At 56.6% G+C, this 12042-nt stretch carries 12 protein-coding genes; 9 read left to right on the forward strand and 3 right to left on the reverse strand.

Going from position 1 to position 12042, the window contains the following annotated elements; genetic code table 11:
- Window positions 1-15: 15 nt before the first annotated feature.
- Both ACKFRX_RS06230 and ACKFRX_RS06235 read left to right on the forward strand, forming a co-directional pair.
- Entirely contained in the window at window positions 16-897 is an 882-nt protein-coding gene (locus tag ACKFRX_RS06230; RefSeq protein WP_239228539.1) for a DNA glycosylase AlkZ-like family protein, read from the forward strand.
- A 76-nt stretch (window positions 898-973) separates the two neighbouring features.
- Window positions 974-1330 carry a hypothetical protein gene (locus tag ACKFRX_RS06235; protein WP_408927520.1) on the forward strand — a complete coding sequence of 119 codons (357 nt, stop codon included), beginning with the start codon at window positions 974-976 and terminating at the stop codon, window positions 1328-1330.
- Here ACKFRX_RS06235 and ACKFRX_RS06240 read toward each other — a convergent pair.
- On the reverse strand, window positions 1294-1764 hold the full coding sequence (locus ACKFRX_RS06240) for an RDD family protein (RefSeq protein WP_408927521.1): 471 nt from the start codon (window positions 1762-1764) through the stop codon (window positions 1294-1296). The two genes, ACKFRX_RS06235 and ACKFRX_RS06240, sit on opposite strands and share 37 nt — an antisense overlap.
- A gap of 9 nt (window positions 1765-1773) precedes the next feature.
- Complete coding sequence (locus ACKFRX_RS06245) at window positions 1774-2505, reverse strand: class I SAM-dependent methyltransferase (RefSeq protein WP_005323280.1); 732 nt, start codon at window positions 2503-2505, stop codon at window positions 1774-1776.
- A 251-nt stretch (window positions 2506-2756) separates the two neighbouring features.
- Between ACKFRX_RS06245 and rpsA the strand changes: the two genes are divergently transcribed.
- From rpsA to ACKFRX_RS06280, 7 genes are all read left to right on the forward strand, one after another.
- Window positions 2757-4217 (forward strand): 30S ribosomal protein S1, encoded by a 1461-nt coding sequence (gene rpsA / locus ACKFRX_RS06250; RefSeq protein ID WP_005323279.1) that lies wholly within the window; start codon window positions 2757-2759, stop codon window positions 4215-4217.
- Between the two features lie 297 nt (window positions 4218-4514).
- Window positions 4515-6566, forward strand: coding sequence for a glucose PTS transporter subunit IIA (locus ACKFRX_RS06255; protein ID WP_408927522.1), 2052 nt, complete (start codon window positions 4515-4517; stop codon window positions 6564-6566).
- Between the two features lie 81 nt (window positions 6567-6647).
- Complete coding sequence (coaE, locus tag ACKFRX_RS06260) at window positions 6648-7247, forward strand: dephospho-CoA kinase (protein ID WP_408927523.1); 600 nt, start codon at window positions 6648-6650, stop codon at window positions 7245-7247.
- Window positions 7248-7337: 90 nt separating this feature from the next.
- Window positions 7338-7700, forward strand: a complete 363-nt coding sequence (locus ACKFRX_RS06265) for a DUF4259 domain-containing protein (protein ID WP_005323276.1) — start codon at window positions 7338-7340, stop codon at window positions 7698-7700.
- A gap of 40 nt (window positions 7701-7740) precedes the next feature.
- Window positions 7741-9834 carry an excinuclease ABC subunit UvrB gene (gene uvrB, locus ACKFRX_RS06270; protein ID WP_408927524.1) on the forward strand — a complete coding sequence of 698 codons (2094 nt, stop codon included), beginning with the start codon at window positions 7741-7743 and terminating at the stop codon, window positions 9832-9834.
- Window positions 9835-9963: 129 nt separating this feature from the next.
- Window positions 9964-10416 carry a universal stress protein gene (locus tag ACKFRX_RS06275; protein ID WP_005323274.1) on the forward strand — a complete coding sequence of 151 codons (453 nt, stop codon included), beginning with the start codon at window positions 9964-9966 and terminating at the stop codon, window positions 10414-10416.
- A gap of 83 nt (window positions 10417-10499) precedes the next feature.
- On the forward strand, window positions 10500-10940 hold the full coding sequence (locus ACKFRX_RS06280) for a universal stress protein (protein ID WP_005323273.1): 441 nt from the start codon (window positions 10500-10502) through the stop codon (window positions 10938-10940).
- 67 nt (window positions 10941-11007) lie between these two features.
- On the opposite strand, the gene ACKFRX_RS06285 is transcribed toward ACKFRX_RS06280, so the two are convergent.
- The gene (locus ACKFRX_RS06285) at window positions 11008-12024 is read right to left on the reverse strand and encodes an App1 family protein (RefSeq protein ID WP_408927525.1); all 1017 of its coding nucleotides are present in this window, start codon (window positions 12022-12024) and stop codon (window positions 11008-11010) included.
- Window positions 12025-12042 lie beyond the last annotated feature (18 nt).

Consider the following 12042-nt stretch of genomic DNA (forward strand, 5'->3'; position numbering starts at 1 on the left):
TCGCAAGGCCTAACCATGAGGCGGTGGGAGAGCGCTGAGGAGACAGCCCGCGCCTTCGGCGTCATGCAAGGCCAAGACTTGCATTCGGTGCGCCGGTCACTGGCCTTGCGGGCGAAAGACCATTCAGATGCTGGAAACATTGTGCGTGGGTATCCCATGCGCAATACGCTTTTCGCGGCTTCTATCAAGGACATAGGCTGGATAACCGAACTCTGCGCGAAGGGGCGCAAGGGTGATACCGAGCTGCGAGCAGGGGTAACCAAGCTCATTGAGAATCCGCTTTCGCGCGCCGAGCTCAAGGAGCGGGCTGCAACAGCGTTGCCCGACGTACCCTTTTGGCATGTTGTGCGTGTAGCAATGGAAAGCGGTCACGCCGTCTATTCAGGAGCCGATCAGCTCATCACACCGGTGGATCTGCCGGGGCTAGAGGAGACCTTCAACGGCGATAAAGTCGCGGCGACCGCGGAGCTGATGACTCGGTACTTCCGAACGCACGGTCCCGCAACATTGCACGACTTTGCCTGGTGGGCAAAGCTCCCACAAAGACTGATACGGCCCGCAGCCGAAAACCTCGCGCCGGACATCATGCGCTGCGGCGAAGTTTCCCAGGACCTTGTGTCGGCTGAGATAGTGGAAATGGCCGAAGCGCGAAAGAAGCAATCGGTATTGCTGCTGGGAGCATTTGACGAGTACATCTTGGGTTATCAAGACCGTCTTTTTGCGATGACGAAGGAAGTCCACGAGGTACTTGTTCCTGGAAACCGCGGGGTATTTCGCCGCGCCATCGTGGTGGAAGGACAGGTCCGTGGAACGTGGAATAAGCAAACCATCGAGGACTTGGGCATGCCCGGCTATGCAATGCGGAAAGTTCAAAAGTTGTGGCGGGATGCGCACTAAGTTTTTTAGGTAGCCTTTTCTGTGCGGAAAAAGTTATGAGTGTAAGTCGAAAAGCTAAGAAGGGAATTGCCGAGCCGTGGCGTTAGAAGAGAAGACGAATAGGTGGACCCTCCGCGTCTTTGAAAGCCTTTGGGCCATTCAAGTAACCTTTCCTGCCACCGATATTGCTGACTTCGGGCTCGAACGGTATCTTGCAGAATATAGGGTGAGTGTAATCGGGTACGGAATTTTGGCGGTGTCGTATGTTGTCGCCGCCATGACCATCGCCCGCGTGGCACCCAACCCGAAGGTCAGGAGGCTAACGGCCGTAGCGGTGATGGTGGTAGCTACGGCACTAGCATTCCTCTTCCCATCTTCGTGGATGTTCGCTGTCCTGGTAGTCCTTGCGCTCCTGTATTACTTGGTGCCGCGAAAAGAAGGCGTGTCTATCTGAGATCGGCGCTCGACTAGGCAATTGGCCAGCATGTCGAACGGTGTTTGACCGAAGGCGAGGACACTCACGCTTAGGACGCCGAGTAGCAACGGCACAATAAACGGCACTCCCGTCAGTGTGAGCATAGAAAGTAACAGCCAGGAATTGCGCAAGCAGGCAGCGCGCCATCCGGGGTGGGTGGCGACGATCTCCAGCTTGAGTGACCATTTTCCTAGCGAAGTTGTCTTCGTGGCCTCGGCCCATACGCGGTAGGCGTAGAAGACTAGGGCGAGGGCCACAGCGTTGTAAATTTCCAGGGCTTGGCCGGTTAAGGGGGCGTCGGCAAGTGCATTGATTGCCCAGCGCACCACAACGATAACGGCCGCTGCCAGGAAGGCGTCGATCCACCATGCGAGGCCGCGGCGTAGGAGTAGGCCAATTCGATCCAGAAACATGCCCATAGGTTAGCGGCAATTCCGGCAGACGAAAATAATCGTGCCGGGGAAGATTTCGCCGCGCTCCGGCGACCATTGGCCCCATGTAGTGGTGAGATCCCTAGGCCATTCGGGCTCGATAATGTCCTCGATAAGAAACGGACCTTCGCCCTGTAAAGCCTGAAACCAATCCGCGATAGTGCGATGAAATTCCGCATAGGTCAGGTTGCCATCGCGGTCTTGCTCCAGATAAGCGCGATCGAAATAGCTGATATCGGCCGTCAGATTGGTGGGATCATCAGGGAATATCCAGCGCATGGGGTGGTTAGCCGAGAGAACGAACCTACCGCCAGGTTTGAGGACACGCGAGACTTCACTTAGGGCTAAATCAAGGTTGGCAAGAAAAGGGAAGGCGCCGAACGCCGAAAAGGCTACGTCGAAAGAGCCCGTGGCGTAGGGGAGTGACAGTGCATCGGCCTGGGCTAAGGGGAGTCCGGGTGCAGCGTGGTTGAGCATGCCGCGGGAAATATCGAAGCCGGTGGCGAAGTGCGCGCGCGACTGCAGCCATTGGGTACACGGGGCGGAGCCGCAGCCAATTTCGAGTACGGAGGAAGCCGAGACGTCGCCTAGCAAGTGTGCTTGGTCTTCGTGGAGCATTTCTGGGCACCAGTAAAAGGAAGAAAGGTAGTCGGGGTGCTCGGCGTGGTAATTGGCGGCGTCGCTATCCCAGTAGGCCTGGTTTGCGTGCGAGGGGGAAGTCACGGTGGGAGAAATTCCTTTGCGAAATAGTTGGTCCGTGTATTTGCCCTTTTAGCTGGACAGATGTAGTGTTGGACGGGCGTGTCTATGCCACGGGTTGTTCTAAGTCCCTGTAGGAAGGCTTTAAGCAATCACGAGGCGGGATCGAATATTCCTCTTTTTAGCTGCATTTGCGCAGCTTAGCAAGCTTTTTTCGAGAGACGCGCAGTTGTCCAATTTCGATTTCCTACATTTATTCGGAGCATTTTTTCAATATGCCATCTTCTAACACCCCGCAGGTTGCGATTAACGATATCGGAACCGCAGAGGACTTCCTCGCAGCTGTAGACGCCACCATCAAGTACTTCAACGATGGTGACATTGTCGAGGGTACCGTCGTCAAGGTTGACCACGACGAGGTACTGCTGGACATCGGATACAAGACCGAAGGCGTTATCCCTTCCCGCGAGCTGTCCATCAAGCACGACGTCAACCCGGACGAGGTTGTTGAGGTCGGCGATGAGGTTGACGCACTTGTTCTCACCAAGGAGGACAAGGAAGGTCGCCTGATCCTGTCCAAGAAGCGTGCACAGTACGAGCGCGCATGGGGCGCCATCGAGGAGCTGCAGGCCAAGGAAGAGCCTGTTACCGGTACCGTTATCGAGGTTGTCAAGGGCGGCCTCATCCTGGATATCGGCCTGCGTGGCTTCCTGCCTGCATCTCTGGTTGAGATGCGTCGCGTCCGTGACCTGGAGCCGTACATCGGCCAGGAGCTGGAAGCAAAGATCATCGAGCTGGACAAGCAGCGCAACAATGTTGTCCTGTCCCGCCGTGCATACCTCGAGCAGACCCAGTCCGAGGTTCGCTCCGAGTTCCTGCACCAGCTGCAGAAGGGCCAGGTCCGCAAGGGCGTTGTTTCCTCCATCGTCAACTTCGGCGCCTTCGTCGATCTCGGCGGTGTCGACGGCCTGGTTCACGTTTCTGAGCTGTCCTGGAAGCACATCGACCACCCATCTGAGGTTGTTACCGTTGGTGACGAGGTAACCGTTGAGGTTCTGGACGTCGATCTGGACCGCGAGCGCGTTTCCCTGTCCCTGAAGGCTACCCAGGAAGATCCGTGGCGCGTATTCGCCCGCACCCACGCTGTGGGCCAGATCGTTCCGGGCAAGGTCACCAAGCTCGTTCCGTTCGGCGCCTTCGTTCGCGTCGAGGAGGGCATCGAGGGCCTGGTTCACATTTCCGAGCTGGCTCAGCGCCACGTCGAGGTTCCGGACCAGGTTGTCACCGTTGGCCAGGAGGTTATGGTCAAGGTCATCGACATCGATCTCGAGCGTCGTCGTATCTCCCTGTCCGTTAAGCAGGCAGACGAGGACTACACCGAAGAGTTCGATCCGTCCAAGTACGGCATGGCTGACTCCTACGACGAGCAGGGCAACTACGTCTTCCCTGAGGGCTTCGACCCTGAGACCAACGAGTGGAAGGAAGGCTTCGACGAGCAGCGTCAGGCTTGGGAGGCACGCTACGCAGAGTCCGAGCGTCGCTTCAACCTGCACACCGCTCAGATCGAGCGCAACCGCGCCGCAGCCGCTGAGGCTGCTGAGTCTACAGAGTCCTCCAACTACTCCTCTGATTCCTCCGATGCAGCTCCGGCATCCGAGACTCAGGCAGAGGTTGGCGGCTCCCTGGCTTCCGACGAGCAGCTCGCTGCACTGCGCGACAAGCTCGCTGGCAACTAAAGCTTCCGCTTAGTTTCCGCTAGGCCTTAGGGCTTGGCTCACGGCCGCGCCCACTTCATCACCTAGATGGGGTGGGCGCGGCTTTTGTGATCTTTTAGACAGTTTGTGCAATCGTTTGCCGGGATGATCGTTGCCTCTAGGTGGTTGACCAGCGGACAAGCAGTGGCAAGTAGAAAAACTCCCTGGCAAGTCCACAAAACGGGCTTTTGTTCATGTGGGAATCCTCTTATACTCAAACCTGACGTTATAGCCAGTGCAGTACTGGTTATAAGTGGTATTTGAACTGAGGAGTAAGAAGTGGCATCTATTAAGGACACTTCCACCCACATCGTTGAAAGTATCGGCGGCGCCGACAACATCACGTCGCTGACGCACTGCGCAACGCGCCTGCGCTTCCAACTTGCCGATGCGGGGAAAGTTGACCAAGAAAAGCTCGATAGCGACCCAGCGGTGCTTGGTACCGTGCCCCAGGGTGCTCACGGCTACCAGGTAGTCATGGGCGGCGGCGTCGCTGACTATTACAACGAGATCATCAAGCAGCCCGGTGTGCATGCTTCCGGCGATAAAGAAGCGTCCTCCAAGAAGGAGTATGACGGTGTTCGCGGTAAGTATGACTGGGTAGATTACTGCTTCGAGTTCCTTTCTGATACTTTCCGCCCGGTCCTGTGGGCATTGCTCGGCGCTTCGCTGATTATCATGCTGCTCATCCTGGCGGACACGGCGCACATCCAGGATTTCCGCGCACCGCTGGAGGAGCAACCAGAAGGCTTCCGTCTGGCTCATGCCATGTTCCAGTCGGTCTTCTATTTCTTGCCCGTAATGGTCGGTGCGACCGCGGCCCAAAAGCTGGGCGCGAATATGTGGGTCTCCGCGGCTATTCCCGCGGCACTTTTGACCCCCGAATTTATGTCGCTGGGTGAGCAAGGCGATACCGTCAACGTGTTTGGCCTGCCGTTGGTCATCAACTCCTACGGCTCCCAGGTATTCCCGCCTATTTTGGCTGCAATCGGCCTGTACTGGGTGGAAAAGGGGCTAAAGAAGATCATTCCGAGCGCAGTTCATATGGTCTTCGTGCCGTTCTTCTCCTTGCTCATTATGATTCCGGCAACGGCCTTCCTGCTCGGCCCGTTCGGCATTGGCGTAGGCTATGGCATTTCCTGGGTCCTGTACCAAATCAATGGTTTCTCGCCGTTCATCTTGGCTATTGTCATTCCGCTGCTGTACCCGTTCCTCGTTCCGATGGGCCTGCACTGGCCGCTGAATGTCATCATGATTCAGAACATCGCGACCTACGGCTACGACTTCATTCAGGGTCCGATGGGCGCGTGGAACTTCGCCTGCTTCGGCGTTGTGGGCGCGGTCATGGTTATCTCCTTCAGGGAAAAGAACAATGCCATGCGCCAGGTTTCTATCGGTGCCTTCGCAGCGGGCATCCTCGGTGGCGTGTCTGAGCCTTCCCTCTATGGCATCTTGTTGCGCTTCCGCCGCAGCTACTACCGGTTGCTGCCAGGTTGTGCGGTAGGCGGCGCAATCATCGGTATCTTCGATGTCCGCGCTGAGGCCTTCGTCTTTACCTCTGCGTTGACCACCGGCGCTATGACGCCGCAGCTGGGCTACGTCCTTGGTATTACGGCTGCATTCCTTACCTCTTTCTTCCTGACCCTGTTCTTCGGCTACCGCACAGCAGAAGAAAAGCAGGCAGACTTGGAGCGCATCGCCCGCGAACAGGGCGAATCCGTGGATGACGTAGCTGCTCGTTCGGAGTTCAAGTCCACCAAGGCCGGGAAGGGAGAGCCCTCGAATGCGGGTGGCGCCGTTGCTGCCAGCGCTGCGGGCACTGCTGCTACTGGTGTTGCCGCCAAGCAGGCTGGCAAGGCCGACATCGTGTTAGATTCCCCCCTGGAGGGCGAGGCAGTTGACCTTTCGGAAGTCCCAGATCCTATCTTCGCAGGTGCAAAGCTGGGGCCTGGCATGGCAGTGCAGCCAACTGGCAATACCGTCTATGCGCCTGCCGACGGCAAGGTGCTCACCGTGCAAAAGTCCGGACATGCGGTAGGCCTTAGCCTCGACAACGGCGTGCAACTGCTCATCCACGTAGGTCTCGACACCGTAGAGCTGGGAGGCGAAGGCTTCGAAGTTCACGTGGAAAAGAAGCAACGCATTTCCGCGGGCGATAAGTTGATTAGCTTTGACCCGGATTTCATCCGTTCCAAGGGCTATAACCTGATTACTCCGGTTGTGGTTACTAACGCCACCAAGTTCGGCGCGGTCTCCGGTGAAGCCGGCCCGGTTACCCCGAGTGATGACTTGCTCCGCATTCCGCCGAAGCCGGAGGAAGCAGCGGAATAAAGGATTGCTGACACTTATAATCGACAGAGGGGCCCACACCGTTTCATATGGTGGGGCTCCTTTTGGCGTAGGGTGGCTGCCATGAAACTCATTGGGCTTACAGGTGGTATTGGCAGTGGTAAGTCAACAGTCGCGAGGATCTGCCGTGAACGAGGGTGGCGCGTGGTAGACGCCGATGGCATTGCGCGCGACGTCGTCAAGCCTGGCAAGCCAGCTCTATCGGAGCTGGCGGCAGCATTCGGAGAAGACATTATACTGGCGGACGGCAGCCTCAACCGCAAAGAGTTAGCGAAGCGAGCCTTTGCGGACAAGGAACACACTGAGTTGCTGAACTCCATTACCCATCCACGCATCCAAGAGGAAACGCAGCGTCAGTTCGCGGAGGCACGTGAAGAAGGCTATGACTTTGCCGCTTACGATATGCCGCTTTTGGTGGATAACGGCTTAGACAAGGATATGGACTACGTCATCGTGGTCGACGTGGCCGTTGAAGAGCGCGTCCGCCGCCTCATTGCTTCACGCGGGCTGGAAGAGGACGATGCGCGCCGTCGCATAGCAGCGCAGGTACCTGATGAGGTGAGACTAGCCGCAGCCACGCACGTCATTGACAACAACGGCACGCTGGAGCAGCTGCGCGCGCGAGCGGCCGAGGTCATGAACCGTATAGAAGCGGAGTCATAGACGCGGGGTCACCCAAACTTTAACCGTTGGGTGGTTAGAGTTTACGCAGTTTCGAAGTTGCGTTAACTTTCGCGTCTTAAGCTACTCGCCGTGGGAACGTGGGATACTGGGCCTTTTGACAATCACGCGGCGCGAGAACTGCTCGCTAGCTTGCGTGATGGCTCTTTCGATCTCAAGGCCTTTCAGAAGTCATGCGCCGAAGAGCCCATGGACTCCGATGACGCAGAAACCATGATCGCACTGGGCGCCTTGTTGAAGCTGAAAGCTGATGCGCTGCCGGAAGGAATCCACCGCGAGGATCTTGCGCCCCTGTATACGCCGCAGTCTAAAGCATGGCTGCGCCGTCGCATCAATAGTGCGATGCGCCCAGAGACGTCTTCTGTTTATGCGCTGTGGGAGACCACCGGCGAGCTGGAAGAGTGGCTGCGCACCGCGCAGGACTCCTTGCCGTGAACATAGCTAGCCGTGCCATATAAGCAGTAGAGTAGTGGGCATGGCTTTTGCTGCTGAACATCCTCTTATTCCAAATTCCGAGCACCGCGTCGTCAGCGAGGTCGAGCGCACCCCAGGCGAGTTTCAGGTTGTCTCTGAATACGAACCGGCCGGCGACCAGCCCGCTGCTATTGAAGAGCTCAATGAGCGCCTCAACCGCGATGAGCGCGATGTAGTACTCATGGGTGCTACCGGTACAGGTAAGTCCGCCACAGCTGCGTGGTTGATCGAAAAGCAGCAGCGACCCACGCTGGTGATGGCACCAAATAAGACCCTGGCAGCGCAGCTAGCGAACGAGCTGCGCCAACTTTTGCCGCATAACGCGGTGGAGTACTTCGTTTCTTATTATGACTACTACCAGCCAGAGGCTTATATTGCGCAGACGGATACCTATATTGAGAAGGATTCGTCCATCAACGAGGACGTAGAGCGCCTGCGCCACTCGGCCACCTCGGCTCTGCTGTCCCGCCGGGACGTGGTGGTTGTGTCCTCCGTGTCCTGCATTTATGGCTTGGGTACACCGCAGTCCTATTTGGATCGCTCGGTCATTATTTCCGTGGACGAGGAGCTAGACCGGGACCGCTTCCTCCGTTTGCTGGTGGATATCCAATACGAACGCAACGACGTGGGATTTACCCGCGGTACATTCCGTGCCAAGGGCGACACGGTCGATATCATTCCGGCTTATGAGGAACGTGCGGTGCGCATTGAATTCTTCGGCGATGATATTGATTCTCTCTACTACATTCACCCCGTCACTGGCGATGTCATCGAGGAAGTAGACGAGGTGCGTATCTTCCCCGCGACCCACTACGTGGCAGGACCCGAACGCATGGAAAAAGCTGTGGCTGCCATCAAGGAGGAATTGGCCGAGCGCCTGGAAGATCTGGAAAACCGCGGCAAGTTGCTCGAGGCACAACGACTTCGCATGCGCACCGAATACGATCTAGAAATGATCGAGCAGGTAGGTTTTTGCTCCGGCATCGAGAACTACTCCCGCCACGTCGATGGCCGTCCGGCCGGCTCCGCTCCGGCAACGCTGCTGGACTACTTCCCAGAGGATTTTCTCACCATCATTGACGAGTCCCACGTCACGGTCCCACAGATCGGCGGCATGTTCGAGGGCGATATGTCCCGCAAGCGCAACCTGGTGGAGTTCGGTTTCCGGCTGCCCTCCGCAGTGGATAACCGCCCGCTGACCTTCGATGAGTTTGAACAACGCGTGGGACAAACCGTCTACATGTCCGCCACCCCTGGCGACTTTGAACTAACGTCCTCGGACGGTGAGTACGTGGAGCAGGTTATTCGCCCGACTGGTCTGGTGGATCCGAAGGTTACCGTCAAACCCACTAAGGGCCAGATTGATGACCTTATTGATGAGGTACGCACCCGCATTTCGCAGCAAGAGCGAGTGCTGGTGACGACGCTGACTAAGCGCATGGCAGAAGACCTCACCGATTACCTGCTGGAGCAGGGGATTAAGGTGCGCTACTTGCACTCGGATATCGATACCTTGCAGCGCGTCGAGCTTTTGCGGCAATTGCGCCTTGGCGAGTTTGATGTGCTGGTGGGCATTAACCTCCTGCGTGAGGGACTTGACCTCCCCGAGGTATCGCTCGTTGCCATCTTGGATGCGGACAAGGAAGGTTTCTTGCGCTCTACCACCTCGCTCATCCAGACCATCGGCCGTGCTGCCCGTAACGTCTCTGGCGAGGTGATTATGTATGCCGATAAAATCACCGATTCGATGCAAGAGGCAATCGAGGAGACGGAGCGACGCCGCGAAAAGCAGATAGCTTATAACAAGGAACACGGCATCGATCCGCAGCCTTTGCGGAAGAAGATTGCCGATATCCTTGACCAAGTCTATGAAGACGGCGGGGAAGAGGAGGCCAACTCCGACCCCTCTGCAGTGGTGGAGAAGCGGGATATTTCCAGCATGGCTACCGATGAGGTGCAGGCGCTTATCGACGACCTCTCGGCCCAAATGGGTGCCGCCGCGCGCGAGCTCAAATTTGAACTGGCTGGTCGTCTGCGCGATGAGATTGCTGATCTAAAGAAGGAATTGCGTGGATTGAAGGAAGCGGGAATTTAGTTTTCTCCCCCTGAAAGTGATGATTGGCTCCGTGGGTACTTTTCTAAAGGGCTGCGCTAGTTATACTGAATAAGTGCCAGAAGCGCCGTTTAGTTGTCACTGTGAAATAGTTCAACTGCAAGGAGAATAATGCTTACTTATAAAAACATTGCCGTCGGCACCGATGGCTCTGAAACCTCCCTGCGCGCGGTCCGCGCTGCGGCGTCCATGGCACGGGCGTACGACGCTAAGCTGATTATTATCTCAGCTTTTTATAACCACGCTGGATCCATGCTTGGTGCTCCGAGGGGCGACGAAGCCGGTCTGCCCGTTGTAAGTGAGGACATGGCCGGTACCTACCTAACCAATGCCACCCGTATCGCCGAGTCGGAGGGTGCGGAACACATTGAAATCGTAGGGAAATCTGGAGACCCAGTAAAAGCCTTGTTGGAAGTAGGTCAGGACTATGACGTGGACCTGTTCGTGGTGGGAAACCGCGGCGTGAATTCCGTTCGTGGTCGAGTCTTTGGTTCTGTCCCAACGGAACTAACCCACAAGTCAAAGGTAGACGTCGTCGTAGTTAATACCAGCGAGAAACGTTAATCTTTTTTCGTTGTTACACTGGCAGTAATGCCTCTGTAGGCTAAATAAACACTCCGGGTACACACCCACAAAGAAAGGTCATCATGAGCGACTACAACTCGATCGTTGTCGGTACTGACGGTTCTAAGTCTTCTCTCCTCGCTGTAGAGCGAGCAGCTAAGATCGCCGCCGCATTCGATTCCAATCTGATTATTGGTTGTGCTTACTACGAAAACCAGGAGCAGGCTTCCAAGACCCTGCGCCAGGATTCCGTAACCATTTTGGGCGATGAGAAGGCGGAGGCAAACCTCAAGGATGCTAAGGCACACGCTGAGAAGTTCGGCGCTTCCAAGGTCGAAACCGCTGTTCGCCCGGGCACCCCAGTGCAGGCCCTGATGTCCATCGTCAACGACAACGATGCTGACCTGCTTATCGTGGGCAACCGCGGCATCAACTCCCTGACCGGTCGCCTGCTGGGCTCCGTGCCGGCAGACGTTGCTCGCCAGTCTGACTGCGATGTAATGATCGTTCACACCGTCAGCTAACTGCGGTGATTAAAACCCGCCTTGGTCTTGTTGGAAGGCCAAGGCGGGTTTCGTCGTTAAGTGCTGTTTACTCCGCTGGGTGTGCAGCGTTGAATGCAGCGGCAATGGCGTCGCCGTTCGCGCCCTGAATCAAAGGGATAGAGAAGTGGCCCTCCTCATTTGCATCGGCCAAAGGGCTCAGGGAGCCGTGAGAGAGCAACTGCTCTTGCGGGCTCAGATTGCGGATGAGCACAGAGTGGATCCGGTCCGGATGCTCGTTAGCCACATCGCCGTAGGTGAGCGGATCATGCTGTCCGTCATCGCCAATGAGAATCCATTGCATATCCGGGTAGGCAATGAGTAGATTGCGCAGTTGAACACGCTTGTGCTCCTGCCCGCTGCGGAAAAGTCCCGTTTCCGTTGGGCCCCAGTCCGTCAGCAGCATGGGACCCGCGGGGAAACCATGGTGAGACAGGAATTTCTTCAGCGAGCCAAAGGTATTCCAAGCGCCCGTAGATAGATAAAACACTGGGGCTTGGGGGAAGCGTTGCTGTAGCTGAGCATAGAATTCAGCCATTCCGGGAACGGCCTGTCGCTTACTAGGGCGCTTGGCCCAGGAATTCCACGCCGCGGTGAGCGCACGCGGCAGCCACGTGACAAGCACCGTGTCATCGATATCGCTAATGATGCCGATCTTGGCCGCCGGATCAACGATAAGTAGCTGGACCTCCACGGCATTCGCGTTTGCGGCCTCAATCGTTGCCGTATGCCACCCGGGCTCTAATTCGTGGTCATGGACTAGTAAGTCAATGTATCCGTTTCGATCGGTGGTGCCGGTGACAGTCTTTTCCCCGATAGTTACCGAAACGTCGTGGTGCCCTACTTGAATGGTAAGAAACTGCTGGTAGCCGCGCTCACCCCACGTATCTTTCTTGCCTTCATCGGGATCGTGCATGAGTACGCGGCCGAAGATCCTCACCTGTTCGGTGGTGCCATATCCTGTATATCCCACAATCAGGGGCCGCCATCCACGCCGTTGGGAGCGCTTCAAAGTAATGGAGTTAAGTGAGCTTTCAGCTTTGCGCATGATGTCAGATAAGGCCATGGCATAAAGCTTACGGGA

The organism is Corynebacterium tuberculostearicum, from assembly GCF_046097465.1.
Lineage (GTDB): Bacteria > Actinomycetota > Actinomycetes > Mycobacteriales > Mycobacteriaceae > Corynebacterium > Corynebacterium tuberculostearicum_I.

Bases quoted from the DNA above. Each gene is read 5' to 3' on its own strand.
- ACKFRX_RS06280 (WP_005323273.1), top strand. From the start codon at position 10,500: ATGAGCGACTACAACTCGATCGTTGTCGGTACTGACGGTTCTAAGTCT.
- ACKFRX_RS06240 (WP_408927521.1), bottom strand. From the start codon at position 1,764: ATGTTTCTGGATCGAATTGGCCTACTCCTACGCCGCGGCCTCGCATGG.
- rpsA (WP_005323279.1), top strand. From the start codon at position 2,757: ATGCCATCTTCTAACACCCCGCAGGTTGCGATTAACGATATCGGAACC.
- ACKFRX_RS06285 (WP_408927525.1), bottom strand. From the start codon at position 12,024: ATGGCCTTATCTGACATCATGCGCAAAGCTGAAAGCTCACTTAACTCC.
- ACKFRX_RS06275 (WP_005323274.1), top strand. From the start codon at position 9,964: ATGCTTACTTATAAAAACATTGCCGTCGGCACCGATGGCTCTGAAACC.
- coaE (WP_408927523.1), top strand. From the start codon at position 6,648: ATGAAACTCATTGGGCTTACAGGTGGTATTGGCAGTGGTAAGTCAACA.
- uvrB (WP_408927524.1), top strand. From the start codon at position 7,741: ATGGCTTTTGCTGCTGAACATCCTCTTATTCCAAATTCCGAGCACCGC.
- ACKFRX_RS06230 (WP_239228539.1), top strand. From the start codon at position 16: ATGAGGCGGTGGGAGAGCGCTGAGGAGACAGCCCGCGCCTTCGGCGTC.